At 65.1% G+C, this 19,035-nt stretch carries 19 protein-coding genes and 2 pseudogenes; 7 read left to right on the top strand and 14 right to left on the bottom strand.

The window, feature by feature from the left end; translation table 11 throughout:
- The 8 genes from EFK10_RS46190 to EFK10_RS46225 all read right to left on the bottom strand — a co-directional run.
- Positions 1-207: aromatic amino acid lyase (locus EFK10_RS46190; protein ID WP_164836492.1), on the bottom strand; the 207-nt coding region annotated here is incomplete at its 3' end.
- 1 nt (position 208) lies between these two features.
- Positions 209-1,576, bottom strand: a complete 1,368-nt coding sequence (locus EFK10_RS46195; protein ID WP_240677885.1) for an FAD-binding oxidoreductase — start codon at positions 1,574-1,576, stop codon at positions 209-211.
- A gap of 80 nt (positions 1,577-1,656) precedes the next feature.
- Positions 1,657-2,691, bottom strand: coding sequence for a histidinol-phosphate transaminase (gene hisC, locus EFK10_RS46200; RefSeq protein WP_127361608.1), 1,035 nt, complete (start codon positions 2,689-2,691; stop codon positions 1,657-1,659).
- Positions 2,692-2,932: 241 nt separating this feature from the next.
- A complete protein-coding gene (locus EFK10_RS46205; protein ID WP_127361609.1) occupies positions 2,933-3,706 on the bottom strand; it encodes an amino acid ABC transporter ATP-binding protein in 774 nt (257 codons plus the stop codon).
- The gene (locus tag EFK10_RS46210) at positions 3,703-4,683 is read right to left on the bottom strand and encodes an amino acid ABC transporter permease (RefSeq protein ID WP_127361610.1); all 981 of its coding nucleotides are present in this window, start codon (positions 4,681-4,683) and stop codon (positions 3,703-3,705) included. The genes EFK10_RS46205 and EFK10_RS46210 overlap by 4 nt, the downstream gene beginning before the upstream one ends.
- Positions 4,684-4,689: 6 nt before the next feature.
- Positions 4,690-5,607 (bottom strand): ABC transporter substrate-binding protein, encoded by a 918-nt coding sequence (locus EFK10_RS46215; RefSeq protein WP_127361611.1) that lies wholly within the window; start codon positions 5,605-5,607, stop codon positions 4,690-4,692.
- Positions 5,608-5,661: 54 nt separating this feature from the next.
- Positions 5,662-6,606 carry a nucleoside hydrolase gene (locus EFK10_RS46220; protein WP_127361612.1) on the bottom strand — a complete coding sequence of 315 codons (945 nt, stop codon included), beginning with the start codon at positions 6,604-6,606 and terminating at the stop codon, positions 5,662-5,664.
- On the bottom strand, positions 6,603-7,550 hold the full coding sequence (locus EFK10_RS46225) for a ribokinase (protein ID WP_240677886.1): 948 nt from the start codon (positions 7,548-7,550) through the stop codon (positions 6,603-6,605). Before EFK10_RS46225 ends, EFK10_RS46220 begins: the two co-directional genes overlap by 4 nt.
- A gap of 149 nt (positions 7,551-7,699) precedes the next feature.
- On the opposite strand from EFK10_RS46225, the gene EFK10_RS46230 reads away from it, so the two are divergent.
- The gene (locus EFK10_RS46230) at positions 7,700-8,704 is read left to right on the top strand and encodes a LacI family DNA-binding transcriptional regulator (RefSeq protein ID WP_127361613.1); all 1,005 of its coding nucleotides are present in this window, start codon (positions 7,700-7,702) and stop codon (positions 8,702-8,704) included.
- 212 nt (positions 8,705-8,916) lie between these two features.
- On the opposite strand, the gene EFK10_RS46235 is transcribed toward EFK10_RS46230, so the two are convergent.
- The 4 genes from EFK10_RS46235 to EFK10_RS49155 form a co-directional block, all read right to left on the bottom strand.
- Positions 8,917-9,249, bottom strand: coding sequence for a methyltransferase domain-containing protein (locus EFK10_RS46235; RefSeq protein ID WP_164836494.1), 333 nt, complete (start codon positions 9,247-9,249; stop codon positions 8,917-8,919).
- A gap of 8 nt (positions 9,250-9,257) precedes the next feature.
- Positions 9,258-9,542: a hypothetical protein gene (locus tag EFK10_RS46240; RefSeq protein ID WP_127361615.1), complete on the bottom strand. Its 285-nt coding sequence runs from the start codon at positions 9,540-9,542 to the stop codon at positions 9,258-9,260.
- Positions 9,543-9,849: 307 nt separating this feature from the next.
- Entirely contained in the window at positions 9,850-10,278 is a 429-nt protein-coding gene (locus tag EFK10_RS46245; protein ID WP_164836496.1) for an ATP-binding protein, read from the bottom strand.
- Positions 10,269-10,511, bottom strand: a complete 243-nt coding sequence (locus EFK10_RS49155; RefSeq protein WP_206305859.1) for a hypothetical protein — start codon at positions 10,509-10,511, stop codon at positions 10,269-10,271. The genes EFK10_RS46245 and EFK10_RS49155 overlap by 10 nt, the downstream gene beginning before the upstream one ends.
- 100 nt (positions 10,512-10,611) lie before the next feature.
- On the opposite strand from EFK10_RS49155, the gene EFK10_RS46250 reads away from it, so the two are divergent.
- The gene (locus tag EFK10_RS46250; protein ID WP_127361617.1) at positions 10,612-11,376 is read left to right on the top strand and encodes a GntR family transcriptional regulator; all 765 of its coding nucleotides are present in this window, start codon (positions 10,612-10,614) and stop codon (positions 11,374-11,376) included.
- Here EFK10_RS46250 and EFK10_RS46255 read toward each other — a convergent pair whose 3' ends face one another.
- The gene (locus tag EFK10_RS46255) at positions 11,377-11,640 is read right to left on the bottom strand and encodes a hypothetical protein (RefSeq protein WP_206305860.1); all 264 of its coding nucleotides are present in this window, start codon (positions 11,638-11,640) and stop codon (positions 11,377-11,379) included.
- Positions 11,641-11,731: 91 nt separating this feature from the next.
- Between EFK10_RS46255 and EFK10_RS51710 the strand changes: the two are divergent.
- The 4 genes and pseudogenes from EFK10_RS51710 to EFK10_RS48345 all read left to right on the top strand — a co-directional run.
- Positions 11,732-11,943: pseudogene (locus EFK10_RS51710) on the top strand (hypothetical protein); the annotation flags it as partial.
- A 362-nt stretch (positions 11,944-12,305) separates the two neighbouring features.
- On the top strand, positions 12,306-12,932 hold the full coding sequence (locus EFK10_RS46265; RefSeq protein WP_127361618.1) for a hypothetical protein: 627 nt from the start codon (positions 12,306-12,308) through the stop codon (positions 12,930-12,932).
- Positions 12,929-14,950 carry a hypothetical protein gene (locus EFK10_RS46270; protein ID WP_127361619.1) on the top strand — a complete coding sequence of 674 codons (2,022 nt, stop codon included), beginning with the start codon at positions 12,929-12,931 and terminating at the stop codon, positions 14,948-14,950. The genes EFK10_RS46265 and EFK10_RS46270 overlap by 4 nt, the downstream gene beginning before the upstream one ends.
- A 96-nt stretch (positions 14,951-15,046) precedes the next feature.
- Positions 15,047-17,074 carry a hypothetical protein gene (locus tag EFK10_RS48345; protein ID WP_164836501.1) on the top strand — a complete coding sequence of 676 codons (2,028 nt, stop codon included), beginning with the start codon at positions 15,047-15,049 and terminating at the stop codon, positions 17,072-17,074.
- Between the two features lie 23 nt (positions 17,075-17,097).
- Here EFK10_RS48345 and EFK10_RS51715 read toward each other — a convergent pair.
- Positions 17,098-17,267: pseudogene (locus EFK10_RS51715) on the bottom strand (type I-E CRISPR-associated endonuclease Cas1e); the annotation flags it as partial.
- A 135-nt stretch (positions 17,268-17,402) separates the two neighbouring features.
- On the opposite strand from EFK10_RS51715, the gene EFK10_RS46290 reads away from it, so the two are divergent.
- Positions 17,403-18,959: a type I restriction-modification system subunit M gene (locus EFK10_RS46290; RefSeq protein WP_127361621.1), complete on the top strand. Its 1,557-nt coding sequence runs from the start codon at positions 17,403-17,405 to the stop codon at positions 18,957-18,959.
- The last annotated feature ends 76 nt before the right edge of the window (positions 18,960-19,035 follow it).

Below are 19,035 nucleotides of genomic sequence, written 5' to 3' on the forward strand. Positions count from 1 at the left end.
GCTGATATGCCGCACCGCCAGCGCCCCGAAGCCCGTCGACACCCCGTAGACCGGCTCCGGCTTCGCCGCCAGCGCCTCGATCACCTCCCGCGCTGCCCTGATCCCGGCCAGCGCCTCCGCCGACAGCTCCACGCGCGCGTTACCCCGCGCCACCGCCAGCACATCCTCCGCGGCGACCCCGCCAGCCCCGATGACCACGTTATGCATATCAGTACGCCTTGCCTGGGTTGAGGATTCCGAGCGGATCGAGAGCCGCCTTGATCGAGCGATGCACTTGCATCGAACTTTCACCGAGTTGGAGATTTACCCATCGCTGCTTGAGAACGCCCACTCCGTGCTCGCCAGTGAGGGTGCCGCCCAAGTCCAGCGCGAGTCGGAAGATCGAGTCGGCTGCCTGCCAAACTCTTTCCGGCACGGATCCATCCTGCTCGGGCTGGAAGACGAAAGTCGGGTGGACGTTCCCGTCGCCCGCGTGCGCCACGGTCATGATGTGAACACCGAACATCTGCCCCGCTGCTTCAATGTGCTCGAGCAGGCGTGGAAGATTGGAGCGGGGCACTCCGACATCCTCGACGAGGCAGGTGCCCAATCTTTCGGCCGCAGGATAGGCAAGCCTTCGAATCTCAAGTAGCTGGTCCGCTTCAGCCGCGTCTTGTGAGATCTCGGCAAAGTCGGCGCCTGCGGCGTTGAAATGGCTGCGGATCTCTTCTGCGACGTCCATCGCGTCAGCGTCATCGGTCTGGGCGATGAGCATGACGACAGCGCCGGAGTCGAGCTCCATGTGTTTCCACTCGCTGATCGCGCGCAGTGTGGGCCCGTCGATGAGTTCAAGAATGCTCGGCACGATGCCGTGGCCCACGATTTTTGCTACGGCATCGCCCGCGGATTTGAAAGACGGGAAGGTGCCGACGGTCGTGACGATCGCATGCCGAGGCCGGGGCCGGAGCTTCATCACCGCGGAGGTGATGATGCCGAGGGTTCCTTCTGAACCGACGAACAGTCCCGTAAGGTCGAGGCCGGTGACGTTCTTGATCGCGCTGCTTCCCGTGTGCAGAACCCGACCGTCGGCGAGCACGACTTCCAGCCCAAGCACCGAGTCGCGTGTCACTCCGTACTTCACGCAGCGAAATCCGCCAGCGTTGGTGGCGAGGTTCCCGCCGATCGTGGACGTTGTGAAGCTGCCGGGATCAGGCGCGTACATCAGTCCGACTTCGGCGGCGGCGCGATCCAGGTCGGCTCCGATGACACCAGCACCCACGACGGCCATACGGTCGATGGCCGACAAACTCATAATCGAGTCCATCCGTGCGGTGCTGATTACCAGGCAGTCATCGAGCGCTGCCGCGCCGCCGGCGAGGCCTGTTCCTGCCCCCCGCGGCACCACGGTCACGCCGTTTTCCGTCGCCCATTTGAGGGCCGTCGAGACGTCCTCGACACTGTGGGCCAGGAGAACTCCAGCCGGCGTCCCGGCGTGCACAGTGGCAGCTTGGTCTCGTGCGTAAGCCTTGGTGATGTCAGGGTCCGTCAACAGCCGGCTGTTTGGCAGCCGCGAGGACAATACCTGTATCGACGGCACTTGCATTAGCCTCTTTCATTCGCTTTATCCAACGCGGAATTAGAAGACGAGTAAGTTCGAGCAGGGACGTTGCAATGAGGTCATGTCCCCAGGGCGCTGCGAAGGAGCGCGAGACCGTCCTCTGATGGCACGCTGACGCGAACTGTTCCGGGCAGCCCCAGCGTCGAACCAGGGCGCGCGCTAATACCGTGATCGTTCAGTCGTTCGAGCAATTCGTCCTCGGGGGCAACAACCAGGACGAAGTTCGCCTGTGAGGGCACGACTGAGTAGCCAGCACTGCTGAACAGGTCGTGGACGATCTGCCGTGTCTGTATCGCGTGCTCTCGGATCCGTTGGCGATGCGTGACGTCCGAGAGCGCTGCGAGAGCACCTGCCTGCGCGAGGGTTCCTACGGAAAACGGTGCGCGGATTTTCTGCAGCACCTTGATGATCTCGGCGCTTGCCACGATGTAGCCGACACGAAGCCCTGCGAGACCATACGCTTTCGACAGGGTTCGCAGGACGGCGACTCTGCCTTCCCTTGCGAGGGGGATCGCGGTCGTTGCGTCAGGATCGTCAACGAAGTCGATGTACGCCTCGTCGACAACGACCAGTTTCGCCTTGGCTGACTTCGCGAACTCCGAGATTTCAGCACCAGTGCGAGCTGTCCCGGTTGGGTTATGCGGATTCACGACGTAGCAAAGGTCTGTCTCCACCTCGCTCATGCGTTCAAGATCGTGAGCCCAGTTTCTGAGCGGCACTTTGAGCAGCGTCGCACCTGCCAGATGTGTGGTGATTTCATCCATGCGATACGCCGGGTCTGCGCACAGTGCGCGTCCGCCATCGGAAAGATAGGCCCACGCCAGCAGGTAAATCAGCTCGTCTGATCCGTTGCCGACAAGAATTTGATCTTCGTCGACGTCGTGCATCGCTGCCAGTTGTGCCCGTAGGTCAGCGGCCAGAGCATCGGGATAGCGGTTCAGCTGGTGTGCAGCTGCACCGATTGCTTGAATAATCCGCGGGCTGGCAGCGTATGGTGATTCATTCGAGGCGAGTGAGCCGTGGCTCTGCGCGGACCGGCGCCCTGCGCGGTAGGGGTCTATTTGGTCTACGGCTGGCCTCGGTCGGATTGTCATCCGCGGATCTCACTCCTGTTGCGCCCTGTCGAAGTGGTTTACTGAAGCTTGTGAGCTGAACATCTGGGTCACTGGGCTCTGTCGATGGCTGGGCTTGGTCCATCGGTAGGTCATTGCGCCCGAGGGGTAGCGGTCAGAACGGGCGTTGCCGGCTTCCACGGTCAACGTCTCTTGGCGAGGATGGGATGCCCGCATGCCTAGCCAGGCATCCTCCTGTTGGTTCCGGCCGGATGGTCGATCGCTACAACACCGCGGACAGGAAAGCCTTGGTGCGCTCGTGGTGCGGGTTACTTATCACTTCGCGGGGGTCGCCCTGCTCGATGATTATTCCTTCGTCCATGAAGATGAGATTACTGGCGGCCTCGCGTGCGAACCCGATCTCGTGGGTCACGACGATCATGGTCATTCCGTCGCGTGCGAGGTCACGCATCACCTCTAGGACTTCGCCGACTAGTTCGGGGTCCAACGCTGAGGTCGGCTCGTCGAACAGCAGAAGTTTGGGATGCATGGCCAGCGCGCGGGCGATCGCGACGCGTTGCTGTTGACCGCCAGAGAGTTGCCGCGGGTACTTCGCACCGAATTTCGCGAGCCCGACGCGTTCCAGAAGCTGCTCGGCCTCAGCGCGTGCGGCGGTCGGGGAGATTCCCTTGACGCGTATGGGACCTTCGGTGATGTTCTGCAGCGCTGTCTTGTGTGGGAAGAGGTTGAAGTGCTGGAAAACCATGCCGACTTGGCTTCGGAACGTAGCGAGATCGCGATCCTTCAACTCGCGCAGCGTGTTGCCTCTGCGCCGATATCCGATCGGTTTGCCGTCAAGCATCAGCAGGCCGCTGTCGATCTTTTCCAAGTGGTTGATGCATCGCAGAAAGGTGGATTTTCCGGATCCGCTGGGTCCGATGATGCACAGGACGTCACCGGAGTACACATCCAGGTCGATTCCGCGAAGAACCTCTACTTGGCCGAACGACTTGTGCACTTTTTGGGCTCGTACGAGGGGTGCAGCAGGTGTGGTCATTGAGTTGCGCCTCGATTCGGCATGCTGGTACGCACCGACCTGAGCAGGGACCATGACCGGACACCAGTTGCGGTGGATCGGTCCGACCGGCCGTAGTGGCGTTCAAGGCGGGTCTGGGCCAGAGTCAGGACGGTGGTCATGACGAGATACCAGATGCTGGCCACCAGCAGGAGCGGGATAGTTTGGTACGTTCTCGAGTAGATGATTTGGGCCGAGAACAGCAATTCGGGCAATGCGATGACGCTGACGATGGACGTGTTTTTGAGCATCCCGATGACTTCATTTCCTGTCGACGGGATGATGATGCGCATGGCTTGCGGAAGAACGATGTACCGCATCGACTTCAGTCGCGTCATGCCGATGGCGGAGGCAGCGTCCCGTTGACCTGGGTGCACGGCCAGTAGGCCGCCGCGAACAATCTCGGCCATGTAGGCCGCCTCGTTGAAGCCAAGGGCTATAACTGCCGTGGTGAACGCCTGCAAGAAGGTGTTGGGGCTGCCTGAGATGAAGTCGGGGCCAAACGGTATGCCCAGCGACAATCGTGGGAACAGAGCCGACAGGTTGAACAGGATGAGCACCTGCACCAGGACGGGGGTCCCCCGAAAGAACCAGATGTAGAGCCGGCTCATGTAGCTGAGGATCGGGTTCTCGGAAAGTCTCGCGACGGCCAGTCCGATGCCCCCGAGGACACCGATGAGCATGGCCAGACCGGTGAGCTCCAAAGTGCGGAGTATGCCACCGAAGATGAAACCGTTGAACAAGTACTGACCGACGACTGACCATTGGAACCGGGCATTGGTCACTAGGGCGTGACCGAGCATAGCTACGAGGACGAGGATGACTGCAATTGCTATCCAGCGGCCCGGGCGCGGGGTCCGTTCGACGCGCAGGTCGGCTAGTTCGTCCGCTTCAGTTAGAGCCGTATGTCCGTCTGCAACGGTGCTCCCACCGGTTATCGGACTCGTGTCACGTGTCATTGAACTTTAGCTCCTGGCGACGTTGACTTGGCTCGTGGTGATGGCGCCGGCCTGGACGTTCCACTTGGCGAGGATGTTCTTGTAGGTGCCGTTGTCGATCAGCGCCTGCACAGCGGCGTGGACGGCGTTGGTCATCCCGGTCGTCTTCGGAATGGCGATGCCCACCGGCGACTTGTCGATCGGCTGCCCTGCCACCGAGAACTTGCCGTTGGATGCCTTCGCTGTCGCTTCGGCTACGGTCTGGTCCAGGATGGTTCCTTGGACCTGCCCGCTGGCTACGGCGAGGTTGGGTGCGTCCTGGCCGCTGAAGACCTTCTTGTTGATCGGGGGCTTTCCTGCCGCCTGGCATGCCTTGCTCAGTTCGGGGACGACGATGAGTTCTTCGGTGCCGCCCTTACCGATACCGATCGTCTTGCCGCACAGATTGTTGATGTCCAGATGGTCAGGGTTGCCGGCCTGAGTCATGAGGCTCTGACCCTCGGAGAAGTAGGTGACGAAGTCGACCACCTTTTCCCGTGCCTTGGTGTCTGTGAATGCCGAGATGCCAAGGTCGTACTTGCCGCCTTGAAGGCCGGGGATGATGCTGTCGAAGGAAGTGTTAGTCAAATTGACCTTGAGACCGAGCGCCCCACCGAGCGCTTGGGCGAAGTCGGCGTCGAAACCGGTGATCGTTTTGTTGTCGGTTGCGAGGTATTCGAAAGGCGCGTACTGCGCCTCCATGCCCACGGTGAGCGTTCCCTTGGACTTGACTGCGGCGGGAAGGAGTTTCGCGGCGGCAGCTACTGTTCCGGTAGAGGCACCCGCGCTCGTCGGTGTCGATCCGGCGTTGTTCCCGCTGGGCGACGATGAGCAGGCGGCCAGCCCGAGCAGGAGAGCAGCGCTTGCGACTGCCGTTCTGGACGTCGTACAGATATTGCGATTCATTGTTGTTCCTTCGCGACTTGGCGATGAGAGGGCGGCGTTTGCGATCGACGTTGATCAGGTGCGGGTGGTGCTGGCTAGGCGCTGCAGGCTGCGTAGCAGTTCCTGCTGGAACGAATGCTGATTGTGATCGGTTGCAATTCGTTTCGTCACCCCGTCTGTGGACGGGAAGGGCTCCTGGGTGGTCTGTCCGCGTCGTGGGCTGGCGTCGCAGTTGACGACGACAGCTCCTTCTGCCACGCCGAATATGTCCGGGTGCATGAGACAGACAGCAGCGCCGGCGTCGTGTTGTACCGTCAGGCGGCTTCCCGTCCTGACCTCGCGAGCATCGGCGTAATACTCGTTTGCGGTTGTGAGAAAATCATGGACCGGTCCCGGTGGCACCGCTGCCAGGTCGGCGGTGTCGAGCGTCACGTGGTTCGTCACGTCGAGGGGAACGAGCAATGTGGAAACGGGCGACGCGAAAACGATCTCTGCCGCCTCCGGATCGGACCAGGTATTGAATTCGGCGTACGGAGTGACGTTCCCGGCTCCAAAAACGCCACCCATGATCACTATCTGCTGGATCTTGGGCAGCAGCTCCGGATAGCGTTGGCAGAACGTGGCGATATTCGTCAAGGGCGCGATCGCAAGAATGCTGACAGGCTCGAGACTCTCCGACACCACGCTCGCGATGAAGTCGGCGGCGCCGAGATCAACTGCTTGACGCTGGGGTACCGGCCTCGGCGCCGACCCGAGACCGTCGGCGCCGTGAGAACTCGACGACTTGGGCGGTCGTTGACCGTTCAGGGGGCCATGCGCACCTGCCGCTACGGGAATGTCACTGCGACCTACCAGCTCCAGGATCGACAGAGCGTTGCTGGTCACGATGTCGATGTCTGCGTTGCCCGCGACTGTCGTCACGCCGACGACGTCGGCGTCTTCGCAGCCGAGGAGGTACAGGATGGCGAGGGCATCGTCGATGCCGGGGTCGGTGTCGACGATGATGCGTTTCCGGTTCACGACGTAACCTTCTTTCCTGGTGCTTCGACCCCCTGATTACCGGCCGCTGCGGCAGACGGGGGCAGCTCCGCCGCAGTGGGCAGTGAATCCATCGCGCCTGATCGCGCAACGGAAACCGCGGCCGCCGCCGTGGCCGCCCGCGCTGCTTCGACGAGGTCGGCCCCGTTCATGAGCGCGTTCACGAGAGCGCCGCAGAAGCTGTCGCCGGCTCCGGTTGTGTCCACCACCTCGGCGGGCTCGGCCGGCAGATGCGTGGCTGTTCCGTCCTGCAGTACAAGGCATCCATCGCCGCCCAACGTCACGACGATGGCCCGCGGGCCAGCAAGGCCTCGCGCCAACTCCTCAACGTCCTCGAGGCGTGCTGGCGCGCCTGGCAGTCCGCACATTTGCGCGAGCTCGAGCCGGTTCGGGACGAGGACATCGACCCGTTTCAGGATGTGGTCCGGCACCGTGCGTGCGGGAGCTGGATTGAGTACCACGAGGTTCGTCGCAGACTCCACCGCCGCCCTCACGGCTTCGTCGCCTGTTTCGAGTTGGACGAGGACACAACGAGCGGAGGCGAGAAGGTTTCCGTGCTCGAGGACGTCCTCGCGGCCAAGATCGGCATTGGCGCCCGCGGCAAGGAGCACGGTGCTCTCACCCGATGGGCCGAGCAAAACGATCGCTCGACCGGTTGGTGCGCGCCCACGTCGCACCTCAGGTACTGCAAGGCCCTCACGACGCAGGCGCGTCAGCGCAAGATCGCCGTCGTCGTCCGTTCCGACCATCCCGATCATGGCGGCGTCGGCACCGAGGCGGGCTAGTGCCACAGCCTGGTTGGCGCCTTTACCGCCGATGGCCGTGTGTCCGGCTTCCACCTGCAGGGTCTCGCCCGCGTGCGGGAGGCGATCGATGCCGAACGAGGAATCGATGTTGATGCTCCCGACGACCACGATGTCTGCCACTGCAACTCCTGCCGAGAAAAGCTTTACATTTGGGTGGCCATGACCGTAAGCGCAGGTATCGCACGACGTCAAGGGGTCCAGACGATGACCACGGGAGACCTGCGATGTAGAGTCCTCCCCGGCCGGTCCGGGCGAAGGGAATCGTTTACATGCAGAGCAGACCCACGATTCACGACGTCGCACTCCGCGCCGGTGTCTCCATCGCCACGGTGTCTCGCGCGCTTCGCGATGTACCGTCCGTGCGACCTCGCACAGTGGAATTGGTGAAGACAGCGGCGCGCGAACTCGGCTACCAGCCGAACCCGTTGGCGGCCGCGCTCAGACTCAACGCGACGGCCACCATTGGCATGATCGTCCCGGCGATCAGCAACCCGTACTACGCCGCACTGGTGGAGGCTGTCGTCCGCGCTCTTCAGACGACCCGACGCGAGGTTCTGCTCAGCGATTCCCTCGACGATCCAGGTATCGAGCAAGCGCGAGTGCACGCCCTGCTCGACCGGCGCGTGGACGGGCTCATCATCGTGCCGTGCGATCGTCAGCGCAGCGCCACCGCCGTCGCGACCGCGGCAGCGAGGATCCCCACTGTTCAACTGGACCGCGTCGTGGACGGAGTCGAAAGCGACTTCGTGGTGGGCCACGACGACGCCGGCATCTCGATGATCGTTCAACACCTTGGGCTGGCGTCCGCGAAAGCACTGCACTTCGTCAGCGCTCGGGCGTCAAGTTCTACCGGCTACAGCCGCTTGATGGCATTTCGAGCGGCAACAAAGGGCTTGGTGCCGAGAGCCAACGAGCACCTCGGAGAATTCACTACGACGTCGGGACGAGAGGCCGCGACGAGGTTGCTGGCGTCCGGGCGGCCGGTTAGCGCGATCATCTGCGGTGCTGACGTGATCGCGCTCGGCGTCCTCCAATCACTCAACGAGCACGGCAAGCAGGTACCCGCGGACGTGTCAGTCACCGGTTACGACGACATCGCCTTCGCGGAGATGGCGAACCCGCCGCTGACGACGATCCGCCAACCAGTCGAAGACCTGGCCATCGCAAGCATCGCGCGACTTGACGCCCGCCTGAGCAACCCTGCCAACAAGACGCAGGGCACACTGATATCGCCTCAACTCATCGTCCGGTCCACAACGCAAATGCCTAACTGACCCTCTCCGGGCGGCACCACCTCGACGACCAGAGCAAGGAGCCGACGGCGACGAGCTCGCCCTGGTGCTGGCTGAGCGGGACAAAAACAGTACACCGTGGCGAAGCTGCAGCGACTCCTGGACAACTTCCCACGCCGCCGAGCACATGCGCCGGCTGGTCGACGCGGGACACGGCTCGAACCTGGCGCAGGCGGTGCCGACTTCGTGCCGCATCAGCCGCACCACGACCGGCACCACCAGCACCGGCGCGGCCGGGTCTGGGTGAGCCACGCGGGCGGGATGTCGGGCATGGCGCAGGTGGCGATCAGAGCGCCGAAGCGGCGGGTGCCGACCGAGCCGAGCTCCCCGTCCCCGACGCGCACAGCAGGGCGCCAGCCCAGCAGGTTCAGCCGGGCCTCGGCGGCGCCCGCCAGTTGCGGATCGACCTCGACGGTGAGGACATGCTCGGGGGACAGGCGGTGGCACAGCAACGCTGTGCTGAAGCCGGTGCCCGTACCGATCTCCAGGACCAGCGAATCGTCACCGACGTGCAGAGCCTCCAGCATCCGCAGCATCAGCGACGGCTCGTGGAGGAGGATGTGGCGACATTGTCGGTCATCTGCACGGTCAGGTCCTCGTCCTCGTACGCCCCCATCATCCTGTCGGGGTCGTCGCGGTCGATCCGTTGGGGCTTGTCGTCCGGGCCGCGCCGCCAGTAGGCGGGCACGAACAGGTGTCGGGGTACCCCCTCGACAGCGTTGCGCCACTGCTCGTCGTGCAGCGCCCCGTCGTCGGCGAGCTTGGCGGCCAGCGCGATGCGCAGCGCCTGCCCACGGTTGGGGTCCACCTGTGCGGTCATGCGGGTCCTTCCTGGTGCGACCGGCCCGCCGGATAGCTGGCCGGGATCGGGGTGGATGTCAGATCCAGTGGGTGAGCGTGTGCAGGCATCGGTCGCCGGTGAAGATGACGACCGGCGGTAAGAACAGCGATGACGCTGCGATGCACAGGGCTGCGGAGTGCCGCCGGCAGGTGCCGGCCAGCCGTAACGCTCGGTGGAGTAAAGGCATGGGGGGTCCAGTGGTCAGGCCGCACCTGTCCTGTAGAAGCGGCAGATGGATCCGGCCCGGCAGGGTGCACGGGGACAACACGCCGCCGGGCCGGAGTCTTCAAGGCGCAGGCAGCCGGGGAACGGTCGCCCACACGGTCTTGCCGACCGGATCGCGGTCACGCGACCCGAAGTCGGCGGCGACCAACCGCACGAGCATCAGGCCACGCCCGCTCTCGGCGTCGCTCGGCACGATCATCGGCTGGGGAGACTGGCGGCTGGGGTCGGACACCTCCAGCAGCAGCTCGTCGCCGTCGTCGGTGATGTGCACGTGCACCAGGTGCTGGGTGTCGCAGTGCCGGATCGCATTGGTGACCAGCTCGCTCGTGATCAGCACAGCGGTGTCCACCGCGTCGTCGGGCACGCCCCAGCCGGTCAGGGTCCGGCCGACCTGACGGCGGGCGATGTACACCGTCTTGGGAAACGGCGTGAACCACATCTCCCACGTCTGCACGGTCGTGCCCTCGTCGGGCGTATTCGTTACGGGCACCGGGTCTCCCGCAGTTCGGACCACACGAGGATCTCGCCGATGCCGTCGCAAGAGCCCCAACGGTCGCCGGCCTGGATCGCGCGGCGCGTCTGCGCCCATCGCTCCGGGTCGCCGATGTCGGCGCGCGCGGTGATGCGGACCATGCCCGGCAAAGGCTCAGTGACCGTCGCGGTCTCCTGGGTGGCATGTTCAATGGCTGCTCTGACCGCAGCCGCCCGCGTGCTTAACTGCATGACTCGCCCCCGCTCTATGTGCAGAGTTCGACTGTGCACATAGAGTAGAGCTGTGCTGGATACTCTGTCACCCACTTCAGCCAAAAGGGGGCGGCGCACCGTGACCGACACCGACGACACGCCGCTGTACCTCCGCATCGCCGACGCCCTGCGGCAGCGCATCGAGGGCGGCGAGCTCCGGGCGGGTGACAAGCTCCCGTCTCTCACCGAACTGCAGCAGCAGTGGAGCTGCAGTACGGGCGTCGGCCAGAAGGCGTACGGTCTGCTGGCCGATGAGGGCCTGGTCCTCCGCCGCCACGGCGCCGGCTACTACGTCCGCTCCCAGGAACCCGCGCCCGTGCTGGTACGCCGCCCCCGTGGCCGGGCTGGTGACGGGTCGCCGGTGCAAGCGGCGTTCGCCGAGCAGGGCGTGGACGGAAGCTGGCGGCACGAGTCATCGACCGCCACCGCAGACGCCCGCGTCGCCGACCGGCTCCGCATCGACGTCGGTGCCCCGGTGATGCACACCTCGTACATCTACCTGGCGGACGACGTGCCCGTGCAGCTCGCCGAGTCTTGGGAGCCGCTCGCGATCACTGGTGATTCCCTGATCGTGCTGCCGGAGGCCGGGCCGCATCGAGGCATCGGCGTCGCTGACCGCATGGCCGTCATCGGCATCGACGTCGGCCAGCCGGTGGAGCGGGTGAGTTCGCGTACTGCCACCCGCACGGAGTCTCAACGTCTCGGTGTGGCCCCCGGTGTGCTTGTCCTCGCCATCGCACGGACCTACTACGACCAGGCGTCGGGGCGTCCGGTGGAGACCGCGGACATCGTCCTTCTCGGCGAGCGTTGGGTTGCCGAGTACGGCACCGCCCCGGCGGCCTGATCACACCACGGCGACGTCAGGGCGCGGCCCGAACGCCCGTCCGCAGCGCGGGTGGGAGATCGACCACGCCGCCGCCTCCTCCACGGTACGCAGGCTCCCGGTGGCCTTGTCGGGGTCCTTGTGGCTGGTCCAGCCGCACCTGGCGCCGTCGAAGACCTGCACCCCCTGCACGCCGGCCTCCCACGCCTGGTTGAGGGTGCCCGAGTTGTAGGCCGCGGCGCTCTTGGCAAGCGTTGCCGACTCCGCCCACGCCCTCACCGGCACCCGCGCCCCCCTTGCAGAAGATCGCGTACGCCAGCTGGTGCTGGGCAGCGAGCGGGTCGGCGTAAGCCGTTTCCTTTTGAGGCCGTTTCCCAGCGACGTCCACCACACCGGGATGCGCGAGTCGACGTCGCAGGCGCACCAGGCGGGCAGAGAGATCGTGGTGGGCCTCGCGGACCAGCTGATCGCCGTGTGGGACGGGCAGCCGGCCCGCAGGTTCGGGGCACCGCCGACGTCGTCGCCTACGCCCGGCGCGTCCGCGTGCCTGTGCGCATCGTCTGGCCCGAAGGGGCCTCGCGGGACTGACCGATCGCCGTCTACCCGCCGTTTCGCGGGGCGTGCCTGGAAATGGATACAACACGTTGCGACGTTGCGACGCCGTTTCCAGTAGAGGCCGTTTCGCACAGTGCTCCCGGCTGGTGAAAGCCCATACGCGCCATCCAGGTGCTGCCTCGGCAGAAGCTGGCAGGCCTGCCTGGGCAAGCTCCCTGAGCCGGCCTTCTGCAAGGTGAGCCGTCACAAAGGCTCCACAAATCAGTACAGCCCCAGTAAGGTCACTGATCGTGTACTCAGCGTGTCTCTGCTGGGCTACGTCGGGGGGACAAAGATTCCGCAGCGCGGTGGGGGTGGTTGGGATCGGTGTTTCGCCGACCTCGGGGCAGACGGCGGTGCGCATCCTGTTCATCCTGGATCGCCTCGGCGACGAGTGCACGGCCGCTGAGGAAGTCCCGGAGTCCGCAGTTCGAGTGATCCAGTCGCAGCGTAAGTTGCAGAAGCTCGACTTCTTGGTACGCAACCCGGACTACCTGGCCAATGTGATCATCAAGGGCTGGGAGGAGGGTCGGCTGCCCGCTGAGCGGTTGCTGGACGGCCGGGCGGTGCTGGAGGATCGCGAGCCGGAGTTGCATACCTACCGGATGCTGCGCGACCGGCACGGCGCCTACGAGCCACTCAACAACCCATTGAGTGTGCTGCGGCACCTGGATTTGATAGCTGTACGAAGGGCAGGCCGCACCTCGGACGAGTTCGTGCGACGCCGGGACTACTACCTGCTGGAAGCAGGGGCCGCTCAGGCTCAGAAGCTCCGTACTACCGAGCCACTTCTGGCCTGGTACGACCAGCAGATCGCCTATGTGGCGATGGCGACAGAGGGCATGTCCGGCGCTCAACTGAAGGCTCTGCAGTACGGCCATGAGGAGTACGCCCAAACCCCCGAGGGTCAGCTGATCGGGGGCGTCACTGTGCGGGTGCGTGAGCGTCTGAAAGCGGCGCTGGAACGGGAGGGGCTGGCGTGAGCGAACGGGTCGAAGAAACCGCCGGACCGGTCGAAGCATGGCTCGGAGAGGTCGCCGCCGTGTCCGGGCAGCCGATGGAAGCTGTGCGCGAGGTGCTGGCCGAGCATGGCGTTCGGGCTCACACCGCGCTGCCGCGCCCGCACCGACTGCGGGTCACCGAGGTGGAATTCGAAGGTCTGCGCCCCACCCCCGACACCAGCGAGGAGGCTGGTTCAGGAGTTCCGTTCCGGTTCCATTGGCAGTTGGGGCCCGGGGTTTGGTGCCTGGCCTCGTCAGGCAAGAACGAGGCGGGCAAGTCCAGCGTGCTGGAGGTCATCCTGTGGTGCCTGCGGGGCCGAAGTGGGCTGCAGCGCGATGTGCGAACCTGGCTGCACCGGGTGCGCACCGAGTTCCTCCTCGATGACGAGCCGCTCCTGGTGGAGATGATTGTCAGCGGAGGCATTCCCTCAGGAGCCGTGGTCTCCAAGGAGACGGGCGCGGTGCTGGTGTCCTTCCAAGGGTTGAAGGCTTTCGAGGAGTCGATGGATGCTTTCATGATGGGACGCCTCGGCCTGGAACCACTCAAAACGCAGCAGAAGCCGCGGGGGAACGTGGAGGCCCTGCCCATCACTGGTGAGCTGTCCTGGCCGTCCTACGCCAGCGGCCTGCACATCAGCCGGGCTGGCTTGGGCCACCTGCTGGGCAACGAGTCGAAGAATGCCCTGCCCACTCGGTTGCTGGAGCTCTTTCTTGGAGCACCGTGGGCGCCCACGATGGTCGCGGCCGCAGTCGCCCAGAAGGTCGTCGCCGCCCAGCTGTCCGCCGCCCGCCAGCGGGCAGCCGCCGACGCCCTAGCCCGACAGGCCCAACTGGGCGAGCTCACCAGCCGGCTGGAAGTAATGCAGACTCGCCTGGAGACGCTGCGTGATCAGGGCCAGGCCGCCGCTGACCTGACGCGCACATACCAGGCCCTGGCCGCCGCCGCCAAGGAGGCTGGCGACGCGCAGCGGGAGATGGCAGCTGCCCGAGGGCAGCACGATGCGCTGGAAGAGCAGCGACAGACCCTCGCGTCGACACTCCAGGCCGCGCAAGAAGCTGCATTCGCCAAGGCCTTCTTCCACACGCTCATGCCCACCGTTTGCCCGCGCTGTGACGGGAAGGTCACCGCGGACCGCTGGGCACAGGAGCAGCATGGGCACTGCTCGCTGTGCACGTCCCGGCTGCCCGACCTGGCTGACCAGGACACTGGGCCGCTGGGCGATGAGGAAGCAGAGGACAAGGAGAGCCTGCGGCAATCCCTTGTGGACGTGCAACGAGCAGTCGAGGAGGCGGCTGGTGTCCTAGCCGCATGCCAGCAGCGGGCCACAACAGCCGCACACGCCCTGGTCGAAGCCGAGAAGGCTCATAAGACCGCCGTGGAGTCCCCCCCGGCAGCCGACCGCCACGCACTCGAACTGGAGGTGGCGCACCTCGAGGGTGCCGTCGCCGAACGCAAGGGGCGCTTCGCGGAGATGGATGCCGCAATCGACATCGCCCCACTTGAGCAGGCCAACGCCGTCCTCAAGGCTGCCGAGAAGACCGCACATGTCCGCCGCACCGCAGCCTTGAAGGAAGTCCTCAGGGCCGTTGAGCAAGACATCGTGACGATGGGGCGCGCCTTGGGCCTGGAGATGCTCCAACGTGTGGAACTCGGCACTGGTGCCACCCTCACCGTCTGGAAAGGCGGACAGCAGCACTCATACGGATCCCTGACCGAAGGTGAACAGCTGCGCCTGAAGATCGTCACTACCACCGCTCTCTTGCGACATGGCATCCACAGTGGCGTGGGTCGACACCCGGGACTTCTGGTCATCGACTCCCCCGGCGCCGAGGAAGTCAACAGCGAAGACCTGCAGCTCATGCTTCAGGATCTGGTCAAGCTCACCGAGCTGGCGCCGGACCTGCAAGTCATCATCGCAACGGCACGCGGGCAGGACGTGGCCTCCATCATCCCGGACGGGCAGCTGCGCCTGGCTCCTGTAGGCGAGCGACTGTGGTGAATCGCAGGGCCACACGAACGCACCCTGGCGCCAGACCGGGGCAGGCGTAGACCCTACTGTCCACTAGACCGTCCATGCGGGCGAAAGGAGGCAGCGATGCCAGCCAGTACAGGCGACCCCCTTCAGCCGCTCCTCGACGCCCGCCGCGCCGGCAATCCGCTGCCCTCCCTGGCCAACCTGGGCGGCACCAGATTGCTGGCCACTTCACGGGACCAATTGCTGGACCACGATGAGCTGCCGGCTCTCATTTGTTTGCTGTGTGACGACTCAACCGCGCTCGAAGACGAGGCAACACGGGACTTTCTCCTCGCCGCTGCCGGGGAACTTGACGACCCCCTGCTCCTCGAGGAAGTCGTGGCCACATTCCTCACCCACCCCGAGGCCATCCGCCACTTGAGCGAAGACCTGGTCGACGTGTGGCTGCAAGCCAGCCGCACCAGGCTCGACCTCCTCGGCGGCATCGCCCTCGAGGCCAGCGCCCGTCTGGTCCTCGCCGAGACCGCCAGCCCCTACGGCCTACTGGACCGGCTACGACGTCTCCGCCGCGAACTGCCACGCGTCGACGAGGACTTCGCTGAACGCGCCACGCGTGTGGCCGGCGCGGTCGCCGAACACTTCCCAGTGCCGGAAATCCCAGTTCTCCTGGAAGAGCTGTTGAACTATGACGATGTCGCCGACGACGCCGTCTTCGAGCTGGGCATGCTCACGCTCCGCCAGGCTCTCACCGCAGAAACAATCGATCAGGCCCGACCGACGCTACTCAAAGCACGCCAATATCTGCGCGACGCCCACTGTGATGAGGAGCGCCCCGATGCGGCGGCCTTCGGCGCGGCCATCGACGCCGTACTCGCCTACGGCTCAGGCAGCCTCGTCTCCGACGACACCATCAGCCGTCTCCAAGAAGCCATCCTGGAAATCCGCCTCAACCTACTGGGCCTCCCGCCCGGATGGCGCACCCCGCGACTTGACACCCTAGGCGCGTGGCAAGGCCTCCTGGACACCCTCCGGCGAGCTCAGGCCGCCGACAACCCACGCGCGTGGCTGCACGCAGCCGCCGTCGTCCGCAACCTCGTCGACGTCTACACCGCCCACCGGAGCCTGGACCTGCTCGCCCCCACCAATGGCGCCCTCCCGACCAGCCCTCATAACCAGCCCCCAGAAGCTCCAGGCCTCCACGCACTACTCGCACCACGCGTAGAGCAAACCCTCCTGGCACACGAGGGCGGGATGGCTCTCCTGGATCAGTGGCTGGAAGAACTCAGCACCGCATCAGACAGCGACGACGACCCAACCACCCCGTTGGTCCGGGTGCAGGCCATCGCCCTGCGCACTGCCCTCGCCGCCGGAGGTTCGGCGCCTCACCCAAAATCTGACCGCCCGGCGGCCACGCTCGCCGGGCTACCGCTCCCCCAAGGCGATGCTGACCGATTGCAGACCCTGCTCGCCCCATTCCCTGACCTCACCCAGCGCCTGGAAGAGATGTGGGAGGGGCGACAAGCTCAAGAGCCCGTCGACGAGATTCCCGCCATCGCCACCGCCTACCGATACGCGCAGGAACAACTAGGCCAGCAATGTCCCGACGGCTACACAGGCCAGTTCGCCGCTGACATCGACAGGATGGTGCTACTGCTGCTGCGCTTCTTGGACCTGCGGCTGTCCGAAACGCAGAAGTTCGGCGGCGACAGCCGCAAGTACCTTCGACAACTGAAGAAGGACGATCCCAAGCCGTTGGAGAAAGAGCTCGGCAAGGACCTTCGTGACTTCCTGCGGGGCCAGGGACTGCGAGTGGACCTGGAAGTGAGCAATGTCGGCGCCGGCCGGGTCGACGTTGCCTGGCGGCCCCACGACGAGCTGATCACCCTGGAGCTCAAGCGCGACTGGAAAGACCCCTCCTGGGACGCCTACGCCCGCGCCTTCCTGCCCCAGGCGATCTCCTATCAGGTCAATGGCCGGCCGGTGAACTTCCTCGTCGTCCTGGACCTCACCGAGAAGCCGCGCGGCATGGCTTCAGTACCGGCCTGCGTCCACGTCCGTACCGTACCTGGGCCCGCCGGCGACCCCCGCCCTCGCACGGTGATCATGCTGCGTATCCAGGGCAACAAGCGCGACCCTCACGATCTCTAGCCGCGAATCCGACTGTCGGGCTACAGGAGGCGTTGGACGTCGGTCACGATGCGCGGCATGAGTTTGAACAGGCGCAGGCCGTCGCGAAGCGGCGGCGTACTTCGGCTTCTGGTTGGGTGCTGGAGTTGAGGGAGAAGGCCAGGGGGAGGGTGAGTTCTGCTTTGTACAGGTCGTCGATGTCGCAGACATACGACGCCCCGCGGCGCGTGTTCACCCGGCAGGACACGCCCGGCGTATACATGCCGGGCACGCCCGAAATAGGGTGACCCGCAGGAACACCACGGCCTTTGGGTCGCCACCCTTTGACGAGCAAGGACACCCCCGACTGATGGCAGTGACCCAGCAGGAGATCGAGAACCGGTTGTGGGACGCCGCCGACGAGCTGCGCGTGGCGATGCCCGAAGCGCAATACTCCTCGGTCGTCTTCCCGCTGATGTTCTGGAAGTACCTGTCGGACACCTGGGAGCACCAGCACCAGGAGTTCTTGGCCGACAACGAGGGCCTGGACGACCTCTCTGCCGAGGAAGCCCACGAGATCGAGTACCGCGACTACCAGTCGTTCGAGATCCCGTTCATCCACCCCGGCACCGTCCAGGAGCGTCGCGCTTCCTGGTCGTCCATCCTCGCCACCATCGCCCGGCCCGGCCTCGGCCAGCGGGTCCGCGCCTCCCTGCAGGCCATCGAGACGGCCAACCCTGACAAGTTCTCCCGCCTGTTCGGGTCCATGACCTGGACCTCCGAAGAGGTGCTGTCGGGGGAGGTGTTGGCGGCGGTCATGCAGGCGATGGACCGCACCCCGAAGATGCACGAGGGCAACATGTCCCACGACGTGCTCGGTGGGGCGTACGAGTACCTGCTGAAGCGGTTCTCCGACGGGTCCGGCACCCGCGCCGGCCAGTTCTTCACCCCGCGCGAGGTCGTCGAGCTGATCGTCGAGGTCCTGGACCCCAAGGGCTACGAGTCGGTGTACGACCCGACCTGCGGGTCAGGCGGCATGCTCATCGCCTCCGCGAACGTCCTGAAGGCCCACGGCGGGCGTGGCTACACGCTCAGCCTGAACGGGCAGGAGGCCGTACCGGACACCGCCGGCGTGGCACGCATGAACCTCTTCATGCACAACCTCACCCAGTTCCAGGTCGAGGTCGGCGACACCCTGAAGGGCCCGCGCTTCAAGAAGCCAGACGGGTCCATCGCGCAGTTTGACGTGATCGTCGCCAACCCGCCCTACAGCCTGAAGTGGAAGCCCTGGACCAACGACCCCCGCGCCATCGGCGGTGTTGCCCCGCAGTCGTCGGCTGACTGGGCGTTCGTGCAGCACATGATCGCGTCGATGGACCCGAAGAAGGGGCGCGCCGGCGTCGTCCTACCCCATGGCGTCCTTTTCCGAGGCGGCCAGGAAGCAGCCATCCGCCAACGCGTCCTGGACGACGACCTCCTGGAAGCCGTGATCGGCCTGCCGGCCAACCTCTTCTATTCGACTTCCATCCCGACCTGCATCCTCGTGTTCCGTGCCCCCGGCACCAAGGCCGAGGAGCGCCGGGACGGGGTGCTGTTCATCGACGCCTCCAAGCGGTTCACCAAGGGCAAGAACCGAAACGTCCTCACCGACGCGGACATCGCCGACACGGTGACCGCCTACCAGTCCGACTTCGACGCCGAAGGCAACCCGGTGGACCTCGACGGTGATGGCGGCCTGGCAGCACACTTTGCTCCACTGTCGGAGATCGTACTGAACGGGTACGACCTCAACATTGCCAGGTACATCAAACATGCCGCTGCCGAGCAGGAAGACCTCGGCACCCTCATCGACTTGTACAACGTCGCCCGCGCCGAACGTCAGAAGGTCGAGCAGCGCATGCTCGCGGCAGGGCCCCGGAGTGTTTGATCTTTGACCTGGTTTGACCGGGGGTCGGGGGCGGTGTGCGCGTTGGCGCCCCGGACATGGACCGAGCACGGCGCCG

This window comes from Streptomyces soli, from assembly GCF_003999195.1.
Classification (GTDB): Bacteria; Actinomycetota; Actinomycetes; order Streptomycetales; family Streptomycetaceae; genus Actinacidiphila; species Actinacidiphila soli.